22 protein-coding genes and 1 riboswitch are annotated in these 21,715 nt (G+C 67.8%); of the genes, 17 read left to right on the top strand and 5 right to left on the bottom strand.

All coding sequences use genetic code 11. The annotated features are described in order from the left end of the window. The first annotated feature begins 10 nt into the window (after positions 1–10). Positions 11–1,261 (top strand): serine hydrolase domain-containing protein, encoded by a 1,251-nt coding sequence (locus ACOQPP_RS02130; protein ID WP_419165546.1) that lies wholly within the window; start codon positions 11–13, stop codon positions 1,259–1,261. Positions 1,262–1,645: 384 nt separating this feature from the next. On the opposite strand, the gene asd is transcribed toward ACOQPP_RS02130, so the two are convergent. The 5 genes from asd to ACOQPP_RS02105 all read right to left on the bottom strand — a co-directional run bounded on the left by asd (position 1,646) and on the right by ACOQPP_RS02105 (position 6,673). Next, positions 1,646–2,752: an aspartate-semialdehyde dehydrogenase gene (asd, locus tag ACOQPP_RS02125; protein ID WP_419165545.1), complete on the bottom strand. Its 1,107-nt coding sequence runs from the start codon at positions 2,750–2,752 to the stop codon at positions 1,646–1,648. Then, positions 2,734–3,570, bottom strand: a complete 837-nt coding sequence (locus ACOQPP_RS02120) for a hypothetical protein (RefSeq protein WP_419165544.1) — start codon at positions 3,568–3,570, stop codon at positions 2,734–2,736. The genes asd and ACOQPP_RS02120 overlap by 19 nt, the downstream gene beginning before the upstream one ends. Then, positions 3,567–4,814 (bottom strand): cystathionine gamma-synthase, encoded by a 1,248-nt coding sequence (gene metB / locus ACOQPP_RS02115; protein WP_419165543.1) that lies wholly within the window; start codon positions 4,812–4,814, stop codon positions 3,567–3,569. The genes ACOQPP_RS02120 and metB overlap by 4 nt, the downstream gene beginning before the upstream one ends. Beyond that, positions 4,811–5,866 carry a homoserine O-succinyltransferase MetX gene (metX, locus tag ACOQPP_RS02110; protein ID WP_420635777.1) on the bottom strand — a complete coding sequence of 352 codons (1,056 nt, stop codon included), beginning with the start codon at positions 5,864–5,866 and terminating at the stop codon, positions 4,811–4,813. The genes metB and metX overlap by 4 nt, the downstream gene beginning before the upstream one ends. Positions 5,867–5,956: 90 nt before the next feature. Next, a riboswitch (SAM riboswitch) is annotated at positions 5,957–6,076 on the bottom strand. A gap of 129 nt (positions 6,077–6,205) precedes the next feature. Continuing rightward, the gene (locus tag ACOQPP_RS02105; RefSeq protein WP_419165541.1) at positions 6,206–6,673 is read right to left on the bottom strand and encodes a nucleoside deaminase; all 468 of its coding nucleotides are present in this window, start codon (positions 6,671–6,673) and stop codon (positions 6,206–6,208) included. 124 nt (positions 6,674–6,797) lie between these two features. Here ACOQPP_RS02105 and ACOQPP_RS02100 point away from each other — a divergent pair, with 124 nt between their 5' ends. From ACOQPP_RS02100 to ACOQPP_RS02025, 16 genes are all read left to right on the top strand, one after another. After that, a complete protein-coding gene (locus ACOQPP_RS02100) occupies positions 6,798–7,730 on the top strand; it encodes a DMT family transporter (protein ID WP_419165540.1) in 933 nt (310 codons plus the stop codon). Positions 7,731–7,760: 30 nt separating this feature from the next. After that, the gene (locus tag ACOQPP_RS02095; protein ID WP_419165539.1) at positions 7,761–8,651 is read left to right on the top strand and encodes a class I SAM-dependent methyltransferase; all 891 of its coding nucleotides are present in this window, start codon (positions 7,761–7,763) and stop codon (positions 8,649–8,651) included. Continuing rightward, positions 8,648–9,265, top strand: coding sequence for a nucleotidyltransferase family protein (locus tag ACOQPP_RS02090; protein WP_419165538.1), 618 nt, complete (start codon positions 8,648–8,650; stop codon positions 9,263–9,265). Before ACOQPP_RS02095 ends, ACOQPP_RS02090 begins: the two co-directional genes overlap by 4 nt. Next, a complete protein-coding gene (locus ACOQPP_RS02085; protein WP_419165537.1) occupies positions 9,258–10,256 on the top strand; it encodes an XdhC family protein in 999 nt (332 codons plus the stop codon). Before ACOQPP_RS02090 ends, ACOQPP_RS02085 begins: the two co-directional genes overlap by 8 nt. Continuing rightward, complete coding sequence (locus ACOQPP_RS02080; RefSeq protein ID WP_419165536.1) at positions 10,253–11,152, top strand: AAA family ATPase; 900 nt, start codon at positions 10,253–10,255, stop codon at positions 11,150–11,152. The genes ACOQPP_RS02085 and ACOQPP_RS02080 overlap by 4 nt, the downstream gene beginning before the upstream one ends. Then, positions 11,152–12,339: a vWA domain-containing protein gene (locus tag ACOQPP_RS02075; protein WP_420635776.1), complete on the top strand. Its 1,188-nt coding sequence runs from the start codon at positions 11,152–11,154 to the stop codon at positions 12,337–12,339. The genes ACOQPP_RS02080 and ACOQPP_RS02075 overlap by 1 nt, the downstream gene beginning before the upstream one ends. Before the next feature lie 90 nt (positions 12,340–12,429). Then, positions 12,430–12,735, top strand: coding sequence for a HigA family addiction module antitoxin (locus tag ACOQPP_RS02070; protein ID WP_420635775.1), 306 nt, complete (start codon positions 12,430–12,432; stop codon positions 12,733–12,735). A 19-nt stretch (positions 12,736–12,754) separates the two neighbouring features. After that, positions 12,755–13,222, top strand: a complete 468-nt coding sequence (locus tag ACOQPP_RS02065; RefSeq protein WP_419165533.1) for a CoxG family protein — start codon at positions 12,755–12,757, stop codon at positions 13,220–13,222. Next, positions 13,219–14,151, top strand: coding sequence for an FAD binding domain-containing protein (locus ACOQPP_RS02060; RefSeq protein ID WP_420635774.1), 933 nt, complete (start codon positions 13,219–13,221; stop codon positions 14,149–14,151). The genes ACOQPP_RS02065 and ACOQPP_RS02060 overlap by 4 nt, the downstream gene beginning before the upstream one ends. Before the next feature lie 4 nt (positions 14,152–14,155). Continuing rightward, positions 14,156–14,656 carry a (2Fe-2S)-binding protein gene (locus ACOQPP_RS02055; protein ID WP_420635773.1) on the top strand — a complete coding sequence of 167 codons (501 nt, stop codon included), beginning with the start codon at positions 14,156–14,158 and terminating at the stop codon, positions 14,654–14,656. Further along, positions 14,656–17,022, top strand: a complete 2,367-nt coding sequence (locus ACOQPP_RS02050; protein WP_420635772.1) for an aerobic carbon-monoxide dehydrogenase large subunit — start codon at positions 14,656–14,658, stop codon at positions 17,020–17,022. The genes ACOQPP_RS02055 and ACOQPP_RS02050 overlap by 1 nt, the downstream gene beginning before the upstream one ends. A 192-nt stretch (positions 17,023–17,214) precedes the next feature. Then, the gene (locus tag ACOQPP_RS02045; RefSeq protein ID WP_420635771.1) at positions 17,215–18,576 is read left to right on the top strand and encodes a DUF3696 domain-containing protein; all 1,362 of its coding nucleotides are present in this window, start codon (positions 17,215–17,217) and stop codon (positions 18,574–18,576) included. Then, entirely contained in the window at positions 18,573–19,067 is a 495-nt protein-coding gene (locus ACOQPP_RS02040) for a hypothetical protein (RefSeq protein WP_419165528.1), read from the top strand. The genes ACOQPP_RS02045 and ACOQPP_RS02040 overlap by 4 nt, the downstream gene beginning before the upstream one ends. A gap of 122 nt (positions 19,068–19,189) precedes the next feature. Beyond that, positions 19,190–19,753, top strand: a complete 564-nt coding sequence (locus tag ACOQPP_RS02035; protein ID WP_420635770.1) for an RNA ligase family protein — start codon at positions 19,190–19,192, stop codon at positions 19,751–19,753. A gap of 94 nt (positions 19,754–19,847) precedes the next feature. Next, the gene (locus ACOQPP_RS02030; protein ID WP_420635769.1) at positions 19,848–20,363 is read left to right on the top strand and encodes a hypothetical protein; all 516 of its coding nucleotides are present in this window, start codon (positions 19,848–19,850) and stop codon (positions 20,361–20,363) included. Between the two features lie 414 nt (positions 20,364–20,777). Then, positions 20,778–21,434 (top strand): DNA-processing protein DprA, encoded by a 657-nt coding sequence (locus tag ACOQPP_RS02025; RefSeq protein ID WP_420635768.1) that lies wholly within the window; start codon positions 20,778–20,780, stop codon positions 21,432–21,434. Positions 21,435–21,715: the final 281 nt, after the last annotated feature.

Genomic DNA, 21,715 nt, shown 5'->3' with positions numbered 1-21,715 from the left:
CGTTGAAAAGATGTCTCCATGCACTGCTCGACTCTTCGACCTGCGCCTGGCCTGGCTGGGCATCTGCCTCACTGTGGCCTGCGGGCCAGCGCCGGATTCCGGCTCGGATGGCGCGGCCGAGGCGGAGCCTTCCCTGTCTCCGGAAGCCACCGCGGCACTCGTGGAGAGCTTTCAGGCCGAGCTTGACGCGGCCTGGGCGCAGGCCCGGGAGACCGACGAGAACTTCCCGGGCGCGACCGCCGCGTTCATCCTCCCGGACGGGCGCGTGTTCGGCTTCGCCACGGGGGAGTCGGACATGGACGACGACATCCCGATGACCCCGGAGCTGCGCATGGGCTCGGGCAGCATCGGGAAGACCTACGTCGCCGCAGTCGCCCTGCAGCTGGCGATGAACGGGGATCTGGATCTCGACGCGCCGGTCTCGACCTGGCTCGGCGACGAGGACTGGTTCTCCCGGGTCCCCAATCACGCGGACCTGACGGTGCGCAACCTCCTGAACCACTCGGCCGGCATGATCCAGCCGTACTTCGAGGACCCCGACTTCGCCGTGCGACTGGGCGAGGTGTTCAGCGATCCCGACGCCTACATGACCCCGGAAGAGTTCATCGCCGAGACGGTCCTGGACGCGGAGCCGCTCTTCCCCGCCGGCGGGGGATACCACTACAGCGACGTGCACTACACGCTGGCGGGCCTGGCCATCGAAGAGGCGACGGGCCGCGCCTACTACGACCTCCTCGACGAGTTCTTCCTGGATCCGCTCGATCTCGATCTCACGCTTGCGGCCGACCGGCGCGACCTGCCGGGACTGGCCCAGGGCTATGCGCACGCAAGCTCGCGACTCTACGGAACGCCGCTCGAAGTCGTCGTGGACGGCCAGTTCATCCTCCATCCCCTTCAGGAGTGGACGGGAGGCGGCCTCGTGAACAATCCCCAGGCGATGGTGCGCTGGGCGAAGCTGCTGTACGAGGGCGACGCGATCGAGGGGGACGACCTTCCCCAATTGCTCGAAGTGGGTTTTCCGACGGACAGCACGAAGCCTCACCTGGGATATGGCCTCGCGGTGTCCGTCGCCGAGAGCGAACACGGGTTGACCTACGGCCACGGGGGCTTCTGGCCCGGATACAATTCGCTGGTCGCGTACTACCCCGACCACGGCGCGGCCGTCTCGATTCAGATCAACTCCGACGAATCGCAGATGCGCACCCACCTGCCGAAGCTGGCCGGCGTGGTGCTGGAGGCGCTGGCGGACGCCGGGGGGTGACCCGCCGAACACCTGGTCGTGCTCGCGAATTACGTCATTAGCTTTGGATTTCAGGATCGTTGTTCACCGAATCTACGAGTAGGAAGAGAGCTTCCGGCAAGGACCTCACACCAGCGTCACAACGGGCATGGTTCGCCGCGGCCCGCCTGAGCAACGGCGCGAGATCTCAAGCACTCGTGGGAGGAGTCAGCGCCCCTGCATCGGCTTAAGCCAATTGAAAGTTCAATCTTCAATTGGCTTAACACTTCACAGGGACTCCCAGGAACCCCCGGGTACCTCAGGTTGCTCCCTCGGGTGGTGCCAGGCGCTGGCAGATGGGCGGCGGCAGATGGGCGGCGGCATACGCGCATTGGACGCCGTACTCCCTTCCAGCGTCTCGTGGAGCTACCGGTCACCAACGTCCTTGTTACGCACAATTAGCGAGCCCGCGCCCCGGTGGGCCAGGCACAGTTCCGCGTTGGCGAGGCAGGCCCCCGCCGCGCCCCGTATCCCGTTGTGGACGCCCACCACCAGCGCGAGGTCGTGCGGCGGGGAAGCCGCCCGGATCCGCCCGACGGTGACGGCCATGCCCCCCTCGGCGTTCGCGTCCAGGCGGGGTTGGGGACGGTCGGGCTCGGTTCGGACCGCGAGCGGTCGCGCCGGGAGCGTCGGCAGCGAACCCGGTTCCAGGCGCGGCCGGAAGTCACGCAGCACTCGGGCTGCGTCCAGATGGGTGGTCGGCGTTCGCAGCTTGCAGAAGACATGCGCGGTGTGGCCATCGAGGACCGGCACACGATTCACCGCCACGGACACTTCGATGTCGGCCTCGAGGATCTTGTTGAGCTCGGGACCGATCTTCTCCTCCTCCCCGCGGATGCCCGGGATGACGTTCCCCGCGACTTCCACCGCGTTGAGGCCGCTGAGCCCCGCCCCCGAGAGCGCTTGCAGGGTGACCACCGTCGCCGATTCGATGCCGAACGCCCTCTGAATCGGGGCGAGCGCCATCGCCAGCCCCACGACGACGCAGTTCGGGTTTGCGACGAGCGCTCCGCCGGCCCGCGACCATGGCTGCGCCGCAATTGCGCTGATCGCCTCGCCGTTGACTTCCGGGACGATCAGCGGCGTATCGGCTCGCATTCGATGTGCCGAAGCGTTTGTGCACACGACGTACCCGGAGCGGGCGAGGGCCAACTCGGTCTCCTTCGCGACGGCCGCAGGTAGCGCCGAGAGCACCAACGGGCTCCTCAGCGGCTCGCCGGGAGCCAGGAGACGGAGCGCTCCTGCACCCGGCGGAGGATCGCCGCCGATGGCCCACGGCGTCGCTCCCGCATAGTGCCGCCCGGCGCGCCGTTCGGAACCGACGACCTCCTCCAGGTGGAAGAGAGCGTGCCCGTCGAGCATCCGCACCAACCGCTGGCCAACGATGCCGGTCGCGCCGAGGACGGCAACCGGTATGGTGGGGGATCCGTCCGATCCGCTCATCACGCCGCCGCTCATCGCGCTGCCGCCCATCGGCCTGGTCTTCCTACTCGTGTCCCCTGTCCCGTCAGCCCCGTGACCCGGAAGTCGAGCTTCCGACGCTCCGCGAAGTCGATGGCCTTCGACTGCACCACTCCCCCGCCGATGGTACGCGCCTGCGCCCAGGTCAGCTGGGAGCAGGGGGCCTGGCCTTCCGCGGGGCGCGCACCCGGACCATCGGAAAGGTGCGGACCGGGGCCCCGGCAACGTGGATCCACGGGGAAGATGCCGTCCACGTCCTTGACCAGCCGGACCTCCGCGGCACCCAGGGCATCACCGAGGAAAAGCGCTGTCAGGTCGGATCCGCCGCGTCCCAGAAGTGAGGGAACACCCGTCAGGTCCACTCCCACGAAGCCGGGAAACACGACCGCGTCGTGACTGGCCAGCGTCGCGCGGATCTGCGCCGCATCCACCGCGACCGGATCGGCATCGCACAACGACCCCTGCGTGCGTACGGGCAGGCGCCACGTGTTGAATCCCACGGCACGCACGCCCCGACCCGCGAGCGCCAGGGTCAGCAGTGCCACCGACGCCTCCTCCCCGGTCGCAAGCAGCGCACCCATCAGACGGTCGGGCAATGCCGTGGCCACCGAGCGGGCCGCCGCCAGGAGAGAATCGGTGGTGTCGCCCATGGCGGAGACCACCGCGACGACCGCGCGTCCGCGGGCCACCTTGCGTCCGATCATCTCGGCTACACCGGGGTAGTCCTGCGGGCCAGCCAGGACCGAAGAGCCGAACTTGAGCACATGGACGGGATCCCCGGGCAAGCCATGGGGGGCACCGCGAACCGAGCGCTTCAGCACGGATTTCATTGGGCCGTCACCGCTGCGGCCGCTTCCCGGGCTGTCCGGGCCGCTGCTCCGCGGGTTGCCCCGGCGGCCGCCTGCGCGCGCGCGAGAGCCCGGTTCAGATCGGCCTCCAGGTCCTCGGATGCCTCGATCCCCACCGACAACCGGAGCAGTCCCTCGCCTATCCCCGCCGCCAGGCGCGCGGGTTCGTCCATCGACGCGTGCGTCATCGTCCACGGGTGCGTGACCAGGCTCTCCACACCGCCCAGCGACTCGGCCAGTGCAAAGTGCTCGATTCCGTCCACGAAAGCATCCACTGCCACCCGTGCTCCGCGCAGCTCGAACGAGACGAGGCTGCCCCACCCCGTCTGCTGCCGCCGCGCAATATCGTGCCCCGGATGATTCGGCAGGCTCGGGTGATGGACCCGGGTGACGATGTCGCTGCGGTCCAGCAGATCCACGATGCGGAGCGCGTTCGCCTCGTGTACGCGGCTGCGCGCGTGAAGGGTCCGCATGCCCCTGAGCGTCAGATACGAGTCGAACGGAGCCCCCGATACGCCCATGGCGTTGGTCCACCAGGCGATTTCCTCGAGCAGGTCTTCATCGGCCGCCACCACCGTGCCGCCCACCACGTCGCTGTGCCCGTTCAGGAACTTCGTCGTCGAGTGCACGACAAGGTCGGCGCCGAACTCCAGCGGACGCTGGTTGACGGGTGAGAGGAAGGTGTTGTCGGCCACGCAGATGGCGCCGATATCGCGCGCCACCGCCGCCCACGCAGCGATGTCCGTGATGCGCAGGTGCGGATTGCTGGGCGTCTCGATCCAGATCATCCGGGGCCGGAGTTGGCGGGCGAGTTCGAGCGACTCGGGGTCCCACGGGCTGATGAACCGGACGCGATACGTGCCACGGTTCGACTCGGCGGAGAAGAGGCGGTAGCTGCCTCCGTAGCAGTCGCGGGGCGCTAGGAGCAGATCACCCGCCGAGAGCAGGCGCGTCGCCACGGCGATCGCCGACATCCCGGAAGAGGTCACCACGGCACCGCACCCTCCCTCGAGTTCGGCGATGGTTTCGGCCGCGAGGTCGCGCGTCGGGTTGGCCGTGCGGGTGTAGTCGTACGTCCCGCACACGCCCGGAGCGTCGAAGAAGAAGTTGGTGGAGAGATGGATCGGCGGCATGACGGCCCGATGGGTCGAGTCGGCGCCGAGCCCCGCCCGCACGGCGCGGGTGACGGGGGACGTGGAAGGACGGGGACGGTTCAGCTTGCTCATCGCACTACCTCCGGGATGCCCGCCTCGAGGAGAGTCGCTACGGCGTCGACTTCCTTGAGAAAGGCGTCGTGCCCGAAGATGGACGGGACGGTGATGTGTCTCGGACACCTGCCGCTACGCGCGGCCAGCTCATCGACGAGCCAGGGCGGGACCAGAACATCGGTGTCGAACGACACCAGACTGGTCCGCGGCAGCAGCGATGCGGCTGCGGTGGCGTGCAGGTCGATCGACTCGGAGAGGGCGAGGAAGCGCTCGGTGTCGAACCGCCGGATGAAATCGGCGCCACGCGCGTTCAGGTATTGCTCGACGGGAAAGTACGACGGCGACTGCCCCGGCTTGCCGACGCTGAGCGGGCCGGACTCGAACCGCTCCTCGAATTCCCGCGTGCTCCGGTAGGTGGTCATCGCGAGGGCGCGGGCCAGCGCGAGGCCCCGGGCCGCCTGTCCGGTGGCGACCCCCAGCTCCGCGGCCGAACGTTGAACCGAGCGGATCGCAGTCGCCATGGGGTGCGTGCGGTGGGCGGCGCTGAGGATGACAAGCCGCGCCACGCGTGCCGGGAAGAGTTCGGCGAAGGCCAGCGCGACCATGCCGCCGTATGAGGCGCCCGCGATCGAGGCGGCGGCGATGCCGAGCTCGTCGAGCACGGCCGCGATGGCTCGCGCCTGGTCGTGGCTTGTCACGGGGCGGAGGAGGCCATCCTCCGAGTTCCCGCCGAGGTAATCGATGCCGACGAGCAGATGGCGCGCCGGGTCGAGTGCTGCGCCCTCTCCCACCACGCCGGGCCACCATCCAGGGGAAGGATCGGAGGCCGTGGGCGCGAGGTGACGGCCCGCGGAGATGCCACCGAGGACGACGGTTGCCGGTGCGCCGGCCGGCCCCTGCGCCTCGTACGCGATCGACACGGAACGCGCTCCGAGGTGATCGAAGCGTATGCTGGAGCGTACGACGCCCGCACGAACGTGCGTCGTCGAGTCGGGCGCGATTGGCGCGAGCGCAGCATGCGAGGCGAGCGCAGCATGCGAGGCAACGCGAGCGGAAGAGCAGTTGGCCATGATGACCTCTCCGAGTCTCGAGTTTGCCTCATCGGACTCCGGAGATTCGACACCCTGCTACTACTGGCTGCCACCTGAAAGGCGGCGGGCGGTTCATCTTTACGGTGGACGGCGAGTCCACCGCAGGAGTTGGCACCTTTGCGGGAATGCCACTTCCCACAGGTTGCCCCGGCGTCAAAGGGCCTGTCCCTCAGCCGGTCTCGATGAGTTGTCGTACAGGGCAGTCTTACGGGGGTGGCCGTCGAATGTCAACTCATGGGCGAGTGGGCGAGCGCCCGTAGCGGAGATCTCCCTATCGCCGGCCGGCCGGGCTCTCGAAACGCCGGAAGTCGCCGATCTCTAGTACGGCGTCTTGTCCCGCTTGCGGATCCAGCGGTCGAACGCATCCAGCGCCCTGTCGGAGGGGATCCGCACCAGCGAGACGATCCTGCGCTCCTGCAAGGGTCTGGAGAATTCGTCGTAGATGTCTTCGTCGCTGAACCGGATGCGCGCCGCGTCCTCCCGGGTGTTCGCGTAGTACGCCCGACGCATCCGGCTCCAGTAGATGGCCCCCAGACACATCGGACACGGTTCGCAGCTGGCGTAGATCTCGCAGCCGCCGAGATCGAACGTGTTCAGACGATCGCAGGCGTTTCGAATCGCCAGAACCTCCGCGTGGGCCGTGGGATCGTTGTCCAGTGTGACCCGATTCGTTCCCTCGGCAACGATCTTATCGTCTTTCACTACGACGGCGCCGAACGGCCCGCCGCCCGCCTCCACGCTGCGTTCCGACAGCTCTATGGCCCGCGTCATGAGCTCGTCATTCATCGGGACGCTCGTTTCGCCAAAGGGTGTGCGTTCGACTCCCGGAGTACTCCCCGAATATACTCTTCCTGTCCCGCCCCGGGTTTCGGCCGGGGCCCCCTCGTCCCCATCCCTACGGCGAGCGCGATTGACGAACTCGATGGGTGACCGGCCCGTCCGGCGGCGTCGACACAGCCTGACGGTTGATCTCGGCCTGCTGCTCACGGCCGTGATCTGGGGGATCAACTTCTCGGTCGTGAAACTCATCCTCGGGCACATGGACCCACTCGGCTTCAACGCGTTGCGTTTCCCGTTCGCGGCGCTCGCCGTCCTGGTCCTGCTGCGTGCCACGGGGCGTTCTGCCTTACCGCCACGCACGGAATGGGGCCGGGTGGCGGCGCTGGGTCTGGTGGGCCACGTCGCGTTCCAGATCCTGTTCGTCTTCGGGATCGACGCCACGCTCACGGGGAACGCGGCGCTCCTCCTCTCCACGAGTCCCGTGTGGGTGCTCGCGATCGCCTCCGCGCTGGGAAGGGAGCGCTTCAGCCTCGCGATCCTGTGCGGCGCGGTGACCGCGCTGGCGGGGATGGCCATTCTCGTCATGGGCGGAAACCGGGAGGTCGGCGGCGCCGGGCTCGGAGATCTGCTCGTACTCGGAGCCGCCGTGTCGTGGGCCGCGTACACCGTGTTCGGACGTCGGATGACGAAGCGCCGCGGGGCGCTCGAGGTGACCGCGTGGACGCTGTGGGCGGGTCTGCCAGTGATCGTCCTCGCCGGAATCCCCGACCTTCTGCGGGCCGACTGGGGTGCGATGCCGGCCGGAATCTGGTTCGGGACGGCGTACACCGGGGTGTTCGGGATCGCGCTCGCCTACTTGCTCTGGTCGCGCGGCGTGCGGACAATCGGACAGAGTCGGACGGCGGTGTACCAGAACCTCGTGCCGGTGATCGCGCTCGCGACGGCGTGGCTGTGGCTGTCGGAAACGCCCACCGGGCAGCAACTGATCGGGGCCGCCGTCATCCTGTCGGGGGTGGCCTTGGCGCGCGGGCTGCCCCGGCGCCGGCGACGGAAATCCGCGTGAGCGCGTGAGCGTGAGGGATATCGGCAAGTGATGAACACACGAGCCACGACGGCCGAACTCGTGGCGGCGGCCCGCGCCCATCACCAGCACGATCGCGTCCGCCTCGTGGAAGACCCCTACGCTCTCCGGCTGTGCGGCCGTCCCCTGCGCCTCCTCGTGACGATCCGCCCCGCCGCGTGGATCGCGTCCCGCTGGCTCCTCCGGGACCTGCAGCCGTCCATCCTCGGGGTGCTGATCCGGGCCCGTCATGCGGAGCAGGCGCTCGAGGCGGCCGTCCGCGACGGGATCACCCAGTACGTGATCATCGGCGCCGGGCTGGATTCGTTCGCGCTCCGGCGCTCCGACCTCATGGAGCACCTCGACGTGTTCGAGATCGACCTTCCGGCCATGCAGGCGGTGAAGCGGGAGCGGCTCGCGCGGGCTGGGTTGCAGGTGCCGCCGCGGCTGCACTTCGTGGCGGCGGATCTCGCGCAGCTGCCCGTCATGGCGGCGCTGGCGGGATCGGACTTCGACCCCGGGCGGCGGGCCTTCTTCTCGCTCCTGGGCCTCACATACTACCTGACGCCGGAGGTCATCGCGACGACCGCCGGTTCCATCGCGGAGGGTGTGGTGGCGGGCTCCGAGGTCATCCTCGACCACATGCTCGACGACGCGTCGGCGTGGCCCGAGCACCGCGGCAAGCGCGCGGCGCTGGAGGCATACGTGGCCAAGAGAGGCGAGCCGATGGTCTCCGAGTTCAGTCTGGCCGGGATGAGCGCGCTGATGGCGGCGGCCGGCTTCGACACGGTCGAGGGCATCGCGATGATGGACCTCGGCGAACGGTACGCCCGGGAACTGGGTCCGCTACCGTTCGAGATCCCGGGCATCTTCGCCTGCGGACACTTCCGGAAGGCCGGGACGTCGTCGGAGACGGAGGAGTGAGCCCCCGGGCGCCGGACGCGCGCCGGGTCGCGGGGATCGTCCTCGCCGCCGGTTCGTCGACCCGCATGGGGCGTAACAAACTCCTGCTGGAGATCGGCGGCGAGAGTCTCGTGAGGCGCGCCGTGCGCCTGGCCGGGGAAGCAGACCTCGATCCCGTCATCCTCGTCACGGGACGTTTCCGGGAGGCGGTCGAGCGGGAGGTGAGGGACCTCGCCTGTGTCCCGGTCTTCAATCCCGATCATGCGGCCGGCATCCAGACCTCGGCGGCGGCCGGGGTCGCCGCGGTCGCGGGCGATGCCGAGGCGGCCGTCGTGATGCTGGCCGACATGCCATTCGTGACAGGTCGCATGGTGCGCACGCTCGTCGCGCGCTATCGAGAGACGAACGCGCCGCTGGTCGTGTCGACCTATGGCGGCGAGGTCAGCGCGCCTCCGATCCTGTATGACCGGACTCTGTTCGACGAAGTCGCCCTCATGAAGCAGGGGTGCGGGCGCGAGGTCGTGCGCCGGCACCGGGAGCGCGCGGTCCACGTGGACTGGCCGGCCGGCCGGCTGCGGGACCTCGACCGGCCGGACGAATACGAGTCTGCCCGGCGGGAACTCGCCGATGCGTAGGGATCTGGTGGATCTCGCGGCGCGCCTGAGCGCGGAGGGCCGGCCGTACGCCCTCGCGACGGTCGTGCGCAGCGAGAGTCCCACCAGCGGCAAGCCCGGCAACACGGCGCTGATCACGGCGCGCGGAGGCATGCACGGCTGGATCGGCGGCAGCTGTACCCGGTCGGAGGTGATCCGCCACGCCCTGGAGGCGCTCGATCGCGGGGAGGCCCGGTTGCTCGCCTTCGGTTCGACATCCGGGCGGCCCGACGACGTCGTTCAGGTACCGATGTCCTGCAGCAGCGGAGGGAAGGTGGAAGTGCACATCAATCCGGTCCTGCCGCCCCCCGTCCTGCTCGTGGCGGGCAGTTCTCCGATCGCCCTGGTCCTGGTACGTCTCGGGCGCGCGATGGGATACACGACGGTCGCCGCCACGCCGGAAGACGAGGCGCTCGCGGACGCGGCGGACGAAGTTCTGGACGATCTCGCCGGGGCCGCCGGCCGGTACGCCGGACGGTCCGGGGGAGCGAGGCTGTGCGGGCTCGTCGCGACGATGGGGCGGAGCGACGAGCGCGCGCTCGTCGAATTGGCGGCCGCGAAACCTGACTACCTGGGCGTGATCGCCTCCCCCACCCGCATGGAGGAGGTGCGCCGCGTCCTGGCCGCCGAGGGGCTGGGCGAAGAGGAGATCGCACGCGTGCGCGGACCGGCCGGCCTCGATATCGGCGCGGAGAGCCCCGAGGAGATCGCCGTCAGCATCCTCGCCGAAATCGTCGAACTGGCGGCGGGGCAGCGGGAGCGGGACGCAGCCGAGCCCTCCGCCGAGGCCGATGCTGCCCCCTCCGAAGCGCGGGCCATCGACCCGGTATGCGGCATGACGGTCTCCGTCGCCGGGGCGCCCTCCTCGGTCTTCGAGGGCGAACCGGTCCATTTCTGCTGCGAAGGCTGCCGAACCCGCTTCGAGGCGACGCCGGAAGCCTACGCCTCCAGCCCCGCGGGAGGCTCGGCGTGAGGCCCGAGGTCCGCCGGCTGCAGGCGGCGATGCGCGGCCTGGATTACATCGCCGAGCCGTCCATCGTCACCGCCGTTCACCTCGCGCGCTCGATGGAGAAGCCGCTCCTCGTCGAGGGGGACGCGGGCGTCGGCAAGACGGAGATCGCCAAGGTCATGGCCGCCGTCATGGAGACCGAACTCATCCGTCTTCAGTGCTACGAGGGCCTCGACGCCAACACCGCGCTGTACGAGTGGAACTACCAGCGGCAGCTGCTGCGGCTGCGCATGGAAGCCGGCGATGGAGGCGATGGAGGCGATGGAAGCGCGGATCGGCTGGAAGACGTCATCTTCGGCCGCCGCTATCTGCTGGAGCGCCCGCTGCTGAGGGCCATCACCCATCCCGACGCGGCGCCGGTGCTGCTCATCGACGAGATCGACCGGGCGGATGAGGGGTTCGAGGCCTTCCTTCTCGAGGTGCTGTCCGATTTCCAGGTGACGATCCCCGAGCTGGGCACCATCCGCGCCACGCACCGCCCGCTGGTCGTGCTGACGTCGAATCGGACGCGGGAGATCGGCGACGCACTGCGCCGCCGGTGCCTCTACCTCTACATCGAGCACCCCGACTTCGCGAAGGAAGTCGAGATCGTGCGCACGAAGGTGGCCGGCGTCTCCGAAGCGCTCGCCGACGAGATCACGCGGCTCGTGCAGGAACTGCGCGGGCGCCGTCTCATGAAACCGCCCGGCGTGGCGGAGACGCTGGACTGGGCGCGCGCGCTCGTGACCCTCCACTGCGACCACCTCGACGCGGACATCGTCTCCGAGACGCTGGGCTGTCTGGTCAAGGACTACCACGACAGCGGCCAGTTCCGCGCGGCCGAGATCGACACGCTCGTGGCCGCGGCGCGGGCGAGCTGATGCCGGCGACCGCCCCCGCGGCCGAGAGGGAGGCCAGGAGAGAGATCGTCGCCCATCTGGTCCGCTTCTCCGGCGAACTGCGGCGACTCGGCGTGCCCGTGGGGCTCCGCGACGAGATCGATGCGGCCGGCGCCCTCCGCTTCGTGGACATCGGCGACCCCCGGGAGGTCCGGCTCGCACTGCGCACCGCGCTCAAGATCCCCTACCGCTGGTGGACCGACTTCGACCTGCTGTTCGACCGGCTCTGGCGGCGCGCCGCGTCCCCCGACGCCGCTTACGACCGCGGGGACCGCCCACCGCGGACACGCTGGCGGGGCGACGAGCACAGCGAACCGCCGATCATGCGCATCCGCCGCCAGCTGGACGCCAGCCTGGCGGGACAGGATCAGGATACGGATGCCGCCGAGACGGAGGGCGAGCGGCCCGGCTACAGCCCACGCGCGCTGCTGCGCCACAAGAACTTCGACGAATGTACCCGGGAGGATCTCGCCGAGATGGAGCGCCTGCTCGCGCAACTCGCGAGCCGCATCGCCACGCGGCGCAGCCGCCGTATGGTTCCGGCCCCTCGCGGCGCGGTCGTGGACATGCGCCGCAGCTTCCGGCGCTCGCTCGCCTGCGGTGGCGAGTTCATGGAACTGGCGCGTCGCGCCCGGGCGGTCGAATGGCCGCACCTGGTCGTGCTCTGCGATACGAGCGGCTCCATGGATGCCTACTCGCGCTTTCTTCTCACCTTCGTGCTCTCTCTCCGCCGCATCACCGGCCGCGTCGAGAGCTTCGCCTTCAATACGTCGCTGACGCGGCTCACGCCCTGGATCACCACCGGCAACATCCCGGCCACGCTGGAGCGCCTCGCCCGCAACGTCGAGGACTGGTCCGGCGGCACCCGCATCGGCGAGTGCCTGCTCGCCTTCGCCGACGACTACCTGCGCGAGACCGTGAGCGCCGACACCACGGTGCTCATCCTGAGCGACGGACTCGACCGGGGTGACATCGAGTCCCTGGAGACCGCCCTGCTCACTATCCGGCGGCGCGCCCGCCGGGTCCTGTGGCTCAATCCCCTGATGGGAGACCCCCGCTACCGACCGGAGGCGAAGGGCATGAAGGCCGCCCTGCCCCACGTCGACCGGCTGGTCTCCGCGCACAATGCGGAATCGCTGGAAGCCGTACTTCCCATGCTCACTGCCTAGCCCGGAGGGACTCGGCATGATCTTTCGCTTCGACGCTGGCGATGCCAGTCATGTCTACCTGGTCGACTACCATTAGCGGAGGCAGTGAACATGGCGATGAAGAGTCCTCCTCATCCCGGTCGCAGCATCCGGGAGAACTGCCTGGACCCTCTCGGCCTGAACGTCACCCAGGCGGCCCGGGTGCTCGGCGTCGCCCGCCACACCCTCTCTCGCGTCCTGAACGGTCACGCGGCGATTTCGGCGGAGATGGCCATCCGGCTGGAGAAGGCGGGCTGGTCCAATGCCGAGTTCTGGCTGCGGCGGCAGAGCAGCTACGACCTCGTGCAGGCGCGCAAGGGCGAAGACCGGATCAACGTCGAGCGGTACCAGCCCCAGTCGTTGACGAAGACCCTTTGACGACCACCGAGGAGTCCGCATGAGAATCGAGGAAGGGTTCACGATCGACGCGCCGGCCGCCGACGTGTGGGCGGTTCTTTCCGACCCGAGACAGCTCTCGCAACTCCTGCCGGGGGCGGAAATCACGGAGCGGATCGACGACACCACCTGGGAGGGCGGCATGACCGTCAAGGTGGGACCCCTCGTGGCGGCGTACACCGGCACTGTATCCTTCGTGTTGAACGAGGACGAGCTGTCCGCGGTCGTCCGCGCGCGGGGCCAGGGCAAGGCCGGCATGGGCACCGCCGAAATGACGATGAACAGCCGGGTGGCGGCCCTTCCCGACGGCGGGAGCGAGGTGACGATGGACTCGGACGTCACCGTCAGCGGGATCCTCGCGCAGCTCGGCCGCGGCATGACCCAGGTCGTGTCCAAACGGATGCTACAGGAGTTCGTCGGAAGACTCACCAGCGCGCTTACGGACCAGGCGAAGGAGGCAGAGGCATGATTCCCCCGCAGTTCGACTACCACGCGCCGGGCGGGCTGGACGAGGCGCTCGGCCTGCTCGGCGAACTCGACGACGCCAAGGTGATGTCGGGCGGCCAGAGCCTCCTCCCGATGCTGAAGCTCCGTCTCGCCTCCCCCGCCCACATCATCGACATCGGCCGCATCCCCGGACTCGACACGATCGAGGAGAGGGACGGCTGTCTGCGCATCGGGGCGCTCGTGACCGAGGCCCAGCTGGAGGAATCCGCGGCGGTGGCGGAGCGCTATCCGATCCTCCTCGACACGGCCCGCGTGATCGCGGACCCGCTCGTGAGGAACCGCGCCACCGTGTGCGGCAACCTCGCGCACGGCGACCCCGCCAACGACCACCCGGCGACGATGCTCGCGCTGCGGGCCCATGTCGTCGCCACGGGGCCGGGCGGGGAGCGCACGATCGGCATCGACGACTTCTTCCACGGCCTCTTCATGACGGCCCTGGCGGAGGACGAGATCCTCACCGAGATCCACGTCCCGGTCCCGCCCGCCCACAGCGGCGGCGCCTACGTCAAGCTGGAGCGGAAGGTGGGCGACTACGCGGTGGCGGGCGCCGCCGTGCAGCTCACCCTCGACGACGACGGTGTGGTGACGAAGGCCGGCGTCGGGCTCACGAATCTCGGGTTCGCCCCCATCCGCGCGACCGCCGCCGAAGAGACGCTCCTCGGCGCGGACTTCGTGCCGGCGGGCGGGCTGCGGGGCGCCATCGAGAGGGTCCGCGACGCGATCACGAACGCGCCCGACGCGGACGACATCATCGCGGCCGCCGCCCAGGCCGCCGCCGACGTCACCGAGCCCGTCGAGGACCGGCGCGGCTCGGTCGAGTACAAGAGAAACATGGCCCGCGTGCTGACGGCGAGAGCCATACGTCAAGCGCTCGCGCGAGCGGGAGGATAGAGCGATGGCGACACATCAGATCAGCGTCACCGTGAATGGCGAGGCGCACGCGGCCGAGGTCGAGTCGCGCACGCTGCTCGTCCACCTGATCCGCGACGAACTCCGGCTCACCGGCACCCACATCGGCTGCGACACGACCCACTGTGGCGCCTGTACGGTGCTGCTCGACGGGAAGCCGACCAAGTCGTGCACCGTCCTCGCCGTGCAGGCGGACGGCGCCGAGATCGGCACCGTCGAGGGACTCGCCGGCGCCGACGGCATGCACGCGCTCCAGGAGGGCTTCTGGGAGAAGCACGGCCTCCAGTGCGGCTTCTGCACGCCGGGCATGCTCATGACCGGCGCGGCCCTGCTCGAGGAGAACCCGAGCCCGAGCGAGGGCGAGATCCGCGAGGCCATCTCCGGTAATCTCTGCCGCTGCACCGGCTACGTGAACATCCTGAAGGCGGTCCAATACGCCGCCGACAAACTCGCCGCTACCGCCGCCGACGCGGGGGAGGACAGCTGATGGCACCGAAGACTTCCGCCGACATCTGCGGCATGGGGCACTCCATGAAGCGCAAGGAGGATCCGCGCTTCCTGCAGGGCAAGGGCAACTACATCGACGACATCGTTCTTCCCGACATGCTGTGGCTCGACATCGTGCGCAGCCCGATCGCCTACGGGAAGATCAAGGGCATCGACTCGAGCAAGGCGCTGGAGGTCCCCGGCGTGCTCGCCGTCCTCACCGGCAAGGACCTCGAGGCGTACAACCTGCACTGGATGCCGACGCTCATGTCGGACACCCAGATGGTGCTCCCGACGGACACCGTCATGTACCAGGCGCAGGAGGTCGCGGCCGTCATCGCCACCTCGCGCTATGCGGCCGCCGACGGGGTCGCCGCGGTCGAGGTCGACTACGAGACCATGAAGCCCGTCATCGACCCCTTCAAGGCGCTCGAGGAAGACGCGCCCGTCCTCCGCACCGACAAGGAGGGCCAGACCGACAACCGCATCTGGCACTGGGAGGCCGGCGACAAAGAGGCCACCGACAAGGTCTTCGAGGAGGCGGACGTCGTCGTGCGCGAGAGCATGCACGTGCCGCGCATCCACGTCGCCTCGATCGAGACGTGCGGCTGCGTGGCCGACTTCAACCCCGTCGAGGGCCACCTCACCGTCTACATGACGACGCAGGCGCCGCACGCGATCCGGACCGTGCTCGCGCTCGTGGCCGGACACGTGGGGCTCTCCGAGGAGAAGATCCGCGTCGTGTCGCCGGACATCGGGGGCGGCTTCGGCGGCAAGGTGCCGGTCTATCCGGGCTACGTGGTCGCGATCGCGGCCTCGGTCGTGCTGGGCAAGCCGGTCAAGTGGATCGAGGACCGGATGGAGAACCTCCAGGCCGACTCGTTCGCGCGCGACTACCACATGGACGCCGAACTCGCGGCCGACGCCGACGGCCGGATCCGGGGGCTCCGCATCAAGACGCTCGCCGACCACGGCTACGCCGACGCGCAGGCCGCGCCCTCGAAGTTCCCCGCCGGCCTGTTCTCGATCTGCACCGGCTCCTACGAGATGGACCAGGCGTACGCCGAGGTCGACGCCGTCTACACCAACAAGCCGCCGGGCGGGGTCGCCTACCGCTGCTCCTTCCGCGTGACCGAGGCCGTGCACTGCCTGGAGCGCGTCGTGGACACGCTGGCGCACAAGATCGGAAAGGATCCGGCGCAGCTGCGCGAGGAGAACTTCATCCCGAAGGAGGCCTTCCCCTACCACTCGCCGCTGGGCTGGGAGTACGACAGCGGCGACTACCAGGCCGCGATGGACAAGGCCAGGGAGATGATCGGCTACGACGACCTGCGCCGGGAACAGGCCGAGAAGCGCGAGCGCGGCGAGCTGATGGGAATCGGCGTGTGCAGCTTCACCGAGGTGCTGGGCGCGGGACCGTCCAAGGACTTCGACATCCTGGGCATCAAGATGTTCGACTCGGCCGAGGTGCGAGTGCATCCCACGGGGAAGGCGATCGCCCGCTTCGGCACCAAGTCGCAGGGCCAGGGCCACGAGACCACCTACGCGCAGATCATCGCCGAGGAACTCGGGCTCCCGGCCGCGCACGTCCAGGTCGAGGAGGGCGACACCGACACCGCGCCCTACGGGCTGGGCACCTACGCCAGCCGCTCGACCCCGACCGCCGGCGCCGCGGGAGTCATGGCGGCGCGCCAGATCCGCGCCAAGGCCGCGAAGATCGCCGCGCACCTGATGGAGGTGAGCGAGGAGGACCTCGACTGGGAGCCCGGGAAGTTCTCGGTGAAGGGCGCGCCCGACAGGTCGGTGACGATCCAGGACTGCGCCTTCGCCGCCTACACCAACCTCCCCGACGGGATGGAGCCGGGCATGGAGGCGACGAACTACTACGACCCGCCCAACCTCACCTTCCCCTTCGGGACGTACATCTGCGTCGTGGACATCGACCGCGGCACGGGAGAGGTGACGGTGCGCCGCTTCGTCGCGGTCGACGACTGCGGCAACATCATCAACCCCATGATCGTGCAGGGCCAGATCCACGGCGGCCTCACGCAGGGCATCGGCCCCGCCCTGTTCGAGGAAATGACCTATGACGAGGACGGCAACAACCTCGCCGGCTCGTTCATGGACTACCTCGTCCCCACGGCCATGGAGACCCCCGCGTGGGAGACCGGGCACACGATCACGCCCTCACCGCATCACCCGCTCGGCGCCAAGGGCGTCGGCGAGTCGGCGACGGTGGGAGCCCCGCCGGCTATCGCCAACGCGGTGGTGGACGCGCTCGCCCACCTCGGCGTGACGCACCTCGACATCCCGATCACGCCCAACAGGGTGTGGGAGGTACTCCACGAGAAGGGGGTCGCCGAGTAGTTCGGTTGCGGTTCTCGGCGAGCCCCCCGCGGATCGCCGACGAGCAGTGAGAGGCTTGGCGCAACCTGTTAACGGTGCCTTGATCGACGCCCCGCATCGAGCCGTCGCGACCAACTGAAATCCAGCGCTTGCACTGCCGCACGGACGCTGGCCCGTGTTCGGGCTATGGAGTCCCTTAATGGAGCAACGAGAATGCTGACACGCGTGAAGCTGGAGAATTTCAAGGCCTGGCGAGAAGCCGATCTCACGTTCGGCAAAGTGACCGGCCTGTTCGGAGCCAACAGCGCCGGGAAGAGCAGCCTCTTCCACTTGCTCCTGCTACTCAAGCAGACCAAGAATGCCACTGACCGAAACGTCGTTCTCGATTTCGGTGGCCAGACGGAATTGGTGAACTTGGGAACCTTCGCGGACGTCGTTCACCGAAACGACGAGGCCAAGGTGATCCGTTGGCTCCTCGAATGGAAGCTGCCCAAGACGTTGACGATCCGAGACCCGTTGAGGCGACCCTCCACGCCCCTCTTCGAAGGCGACACGCTTCAGACGCGGTATGAAGTCGGCTTCGAAAAGGCTCGCTTGTTGCCCGGTGAACTGGGATACCGATTCGATGATGTCGACTTCCTCCTGCAGCCAATGGCTAGCTCGAAACAAAAGTTCAGGCTTCTAGCAGACACGCCAACTTTCTCGTTTGTTCGCAACCCTGGCCGCGCCTGGCCATTACCGCGACCGGTCAAGACGCATCTGTTCCCGACTCAGGCAAGGAGCTATTACCAGAATACGGCTTTCCTGGGTGATTTCGAGTTGGCATATGAGAACCTCATGGATTCGATCTACTACCTCGGTCCCCTCCGCGAGTATCCGAAACGGGAATATCACTGGGCTGGCTCACGCCCTGAAGATGTGGGTCAGCGTGGGGAGCGTACGATAGACGCGCTGCTGGCCGCCACGCTTCAAGGGAAAAACTGGAGTCTCGGATACAGGAGGAGGAAAAAGACGTTCCAGGAGATGATCGCATACTGGCTCCACAGATTGGGACTGATTCGCGAGTTCCATTTGGAAGAGATTGCCAAGGGAACTAATCTGTATCGGGCGATGGCTAAAGCATCTAGTTGGAGTGTGCCGACATCACTGACCGATGTTGGGTTCGGTGTCTCTCAAGTGCTTCCAGTGCTAGTGCTACTCTATTACGTTCCGGAGGGTTCAACGGTGCTGATGGAACAGCCCGAAATCCATCTCCATCCGGCGGTGCAGAGTCGCTTGGCTGACCTCATGTTGAACGTCGCGAAAGCACGAAACGTGCAGATCGTGGTCGAGAGCCACAGCGAGCACCTGATGCGGCGGCTGCAACGTCGAGTGGCTGAACGACAGGCCTCGCCCGAAGACGTCAAGTTGTACTTCGTTTCCGCGCATCGAGGCGAAGCGCGGGTTTCCGATCTGCTCCTCAACGAGTGGGGTGAAATCGAGAACTGGCCCGACAAGTTTTTTGGCGACGAAATGGGCGAGATCGCGGCGATCTCCAAGGCCTCTCTGAAACGCAAGATTGAAGAGACGGAATGACACCTTACGTTGTGGACACCAACGTCGCGATCGCGGCCAACGGACGTGGAACTCACGCCGACAGAAGGTGTCGGTTGACCTGCGTGGAGAAGCTTGAATCGGTGGTCGCGCGGGAGATCGTTGCGATCGACGACGGGCACGCGATCTTGAATGAGTATAGACGACACCTGAGACCGTCGGGAATGCCTGGCGTGGGTGACATGTTCTACAAACATATACTGAACCACCAGTATCGGGATGATCGGGTCAGGATGGTTGAGGTGACTCCATCGGATGATGATCGCCGCGGATTCGACGTCCTACCCGAGAATGCGTTCGACCCGTCGGATCGGAAGTTCCTTGCGGTCGCGGTGGTCGCACGCGCGGTCGTTCTGAATGCGACGGACAGCGATTGGGATGAACACGACCGGTTGCTGGACGCGTTGGGGGTGGAGGTCAGTCAACTTTGTCCACAACACGCCTCGAAGGGGCGAGGCGAGCACGACGAGTGAAGAGGGATTCCGGTGTTCCGCGGGGGCTGAAGTACCCCGGCACGCCCTACTGGCCGTGGTCGCCGAGCTTGGGCCGCGCAGACGCCGTTCATTCCAATCCCGGTCGATTCTTAGGTGAATCCGTGGTCGTGACGGAAAAACTCGACGGAGGGAACACGCTGCTGCATGCCGGCGAGGTCTACTCGCGTAGCATCGCGGCGCCCTCATGCGGTAAGTGGATGGCGATGGTCAAGAAGCACCACGCATGGAAGGTCGATGAGGCGGATGTCTACCTCTACGGGGAGGATATCTACGGAGTGCACAGCATCACCTACGAGCCCGTGGCAGAGCACGAGACGTTCCGTGCGTTTGCGCTTCGCGACGGCGACGGCGCGTTTGCTGCCTTTGCGGATGTGGAGGCGTACGCGAAGCGCCTGGCGATTCCCGTGGTGCCTGTCCTCTTCAAGGGAGTCTTCCCCTCGGTGAGAGAGGCACGTGCCTTCGTGGAGCACGCCCACCGCGAGCCGTCCGTGCTAGGCGGGGAGCGCGAGGGTGTCGTGTTGCGTTTGGCGCGACGCTTCCCGGCGAAGGAGTTCCGGGACAACGTTTGCAAGAGCGTTCGCATCGGTCACGTGCAGACCGACCGACATTGGACCAGGAATTGGAGACCCTGCGAGCTCGCGGCACCGGGGAGACAGGGAGGCTGATCAGGTGGCGGTGAGTGTTGAACTGACGGTGAAACCGCTTGAAGCATCTCCTACCTCCGATGCGGACGTATCGCGCGCCATCCCCGGGGGATCCGTGCACAAGCAAGGCCTTCGGTCCATTTGGGCACCCGCGGCCGACGGTTCGCCCACGGCCGACCGTTTCGGGCTCTCGGCCAACGCCCCCGTGCAGCCGACTCACAGCGAGGGCCAGGGAATCCGTGTTCCGCGAAATGGCGGAGTCGACATCCTGCGGCGGCTCGTCGCGCCGGTTCCGGCCGCGTCGCTTCACGCCCTCCAGGAGTGGGAGGGATACGTCACCGATATCGGGGACGAGGAATTCGGAGCGCGTCTGTTGGACCTGACCGCCGGAGATGCGGTTGAGCGCGAGGATGCGGTCATCCCTCTGGAGGAGGTCTCGGACGAGGACCGGCTGAAGATGAAGCCCGGATCGATCTTCCGTTGGGTGATCGGCTACGAGAGGTCCGTGGGCGGCACCCGGCGACGCGTGTCGCAGATCGTGTTCCTCGACCTTCCGGCGATAACCGGCAGAGATCTTGAGCGCGGCCGGGAGTGGGCGGACTGGCTGCGCGCGCAGTGGGGCCTTGAGTGAACCGGCTCCTCCGGGACCCGGGACGGTATCCAGGACGGTGCGAAGCACCGGCACGAAGCTGACGGGCGTGATCGGATCGCCCGGAATCGTTCGACTACGCCGATCCTTGGGCACCGGCAGCCCCTGGACCGTGAAGCTCTTCGATCCGGCGTGCCCCCTCAGCGATCTGGCGGCATGATATTCGAGGCCCGTCCACGTGACGAGATTCCGGACGATGAGATCTGGCCCTGCGACTTGGTGCCGAAGCGGTTCTGGGGCAGACCGGGGAGCACGCAGAGCAGAAGCGGATGAACGCGGACTTCAGTCCGAACGCGCAGGCAATCCTTTTCTTGACCGCGCCTTGCGGGCGGGCGCAGGCGTTCCAAGAGACCGCAGACCGGGGGGAAACGCGCCCCACCCCCGAATCTGAAGCCGTTGAGCGCTGCCGAGTACCGTGACTTCGCCCGCCGGCTACGGGCAGTCCAGCGGGAACCCGCCGACCTGCTCGGTAGCGACGCGACGGAAACGTTGTGCGCATCCGGCACCAACCTGGACAGGGAGAGAATCCGGCGGCTCCTCGGGCGCGGGTTTCTCCTGGCGCAGGCGGTCGAGCGTTGGCGGGCTCGCGCTCTGTGGATCACGACCCGGGCCGATCCCGACTATCCGCAACAGCTCAAGGTGCGGCTGCGGGAAAACGCGCCCCCAGTTCTCTACGGTTGCGGCGATCGCACGATTCTGAACGGTGGCGGACTGGCGGTGGTCGGTTCGCGCGAAGTGAACGAGGACCTCATCAAGTATGCGGAGGATGTGGGTCGGCTCGCCGCGGGAGCGAAGATGGCTATTGTCTCGGGCGGCGCGCGCGGAACGGACCAGGCCGCAATGAGAGGCGCGCTGGAGGCCGGCGGCCGGTCCGTCGGCGTCTTGGCCAACGGCCTCGAACGGGCGGCCCTGAACCGAGGCAATCGCAACTTCTTGATGGACGGACGGCTCGTTCTGGTCTGTCCCTACGATCCCGCGGCCCGGTTCCTGGTGGGCCATGCCATGCAGCGCAACAAGCTCATCTACGCGCTGTCCGACGCGGCCCTGGTGTGAACTCGGACCGAGGGCGTGGCGGCACATGGGCGGGCGCGACGGAGCAGCTGGACAAGCTGAGATTCGTGCCTGTATACGCTCGCGCCGACGGCGAGCGCTCCAAGGGCCTTGAGGACCTGCTTGGTCGCGGTGCCGAAGCCTGGACGAACCCAAAGACCCCGGACGTATTGCGACGGATTCTTCGCGCCGGCCCTTTGCGAGCCCAAGCGCCCGCACCGCCTTCACGACCCGAATCCGGACAGTACCACCTTCCGCTGGCCGAGAACTGGGAAGTGCGCGAG

The organism is Candidatus Palauibacter sp. (genome assembly GCF_965222475.1).
Taxonomy (GTDB): domain Bacteria; phylum Gemmatimonadota; class Gemmatimonadetes; order Palauibacterales; family Palauibacteraceae; genus Palauibacter.
This window is presented reverse-complemented; position numbering and strand designations above follow the sequence as displayed.

What these genes read in the sequence shown, in the direction of transcription:
- ACOQPP_RS02075 (WP_420635776.1), top strand. Translation starts at nt 11,152, where the DNA reads ATGCCGGCGACCGCCCCCGCGGCCGAGAGGGAGGCCAGGAGAGAGATC.
- ACOQPP_RS02040 (WP_419165528.1), top strand. Translation starts at nt 18,573, where the DNA reads ATGACACCTTACGTTGTGGACACCAACGTCGCGATCGCGGCCAACGGA.
- asd (WP_419165545.1), bottom strand. Translation starts at nt 2,752, where the DNA reads ATGGGCGGCAGCGCGATGAGCGGCGGCGTGATGAGCGGATCGGACGGA.
- ACOQPP_RS02085 (WP_419165537.1), top strand. Translation starts at nt 9,258, where the DNA reads ATGCGTAGGGATCTGGTGGATCTCGCGGCGCGCCTGAGCGCGGAGGGC.
- ACOQPP_RS02045 (WP_420635771.1), top strand. Translation starts at nt 17,215, where the DNA reads ATGCTGACACGCGTGAAGCTGGAGAATTTCAAGGCCTGGCGAGAAGCC.
- ACOQPP_RS02105 (WP_419165541.1), bottom strand. Translation starts at nt 6,673, where the DNA reads ATGAATGACGAGCTCATGACGCGGGCCATAGAGCTGTCGGAACGCAGC.
- ACOQPP_RS02070 (WP_420635775.1), top strand. Translation starts at nt 12,430, where the DNA reads ATGGCGATGAAGAGTCCTCCTCATCCCGGTCGCAGCATCCGGGAGAAC.
- ACOQPP_RS02095 (WP_419165539.1), top strand. Translation starts at nt 7,761, where the DNA reads ATGAACACACGAGCCACGACGGCCGAACTCGTGGCGGCGGCCCGCGCC.
- ACOQPP_RS02055 (WP_420635773.1), top strand. Translation starts at nt 14,156, where the DNA reads ATGGCGACACATCAGATCAGCGTCACCGTGAATGGCGAGGCGCACGCG.
- metB (WP_419165543.1), bottom strand. Translation starts at nt 4,814, where the DNA reads ATGAGCAAGCTGAACCGTCCCCGTCCTTCCACGTCCCCCGTCACCCGC.
- ACOQPP_RS02065 (WP_419165533.1), top strand. Translation starts at nt 12,755, where the DNA reads ATGAGAATCGAGGAAGGGTTCACGATCGACGCGCCGGCCGCCGACGTG.
- metX (WP_420635777.1), bottom strand. Translation starts at nt 5,866, where the DNA reads ATGGCCAACTGCTCTTCCGCTCGCGTTGCCTCGCATGCTGCGCTCGCC.
- ACOQPP_RS02050 (WP_420635772.1), top strand. Translation starts at nt 14,656, where the DNA reads ATGGCACCGAAGACTTCCGCCGACATCTGCGGCATGGGGCACTCCATG.
- ACOQPP_RS02120 (WP_419165544.1), bottom strand. Translation starts at nt 3,570, where the DNA reads ATGAAATCCGTGCTGAAGCGCTCGGTTCGCGGTGCCCCCCATGGCTTG.
- ACOQPP_RS02060 (WP_420635774.1), top strand. Translation starts at nt 13,219, where the DNA reads ATGATTCCCCCGCAGTTCGACTACCACGCGCCGGGCGGGCTGGACGAG.
- ACOQPP_RS02130 (WP_419165546.1), top strand. Translation starts at nt 11, where the DNA reads ATGTCTCCATGCACTGCTCGACTCTTCGACCTGCGCCTGGCCTGGCTG.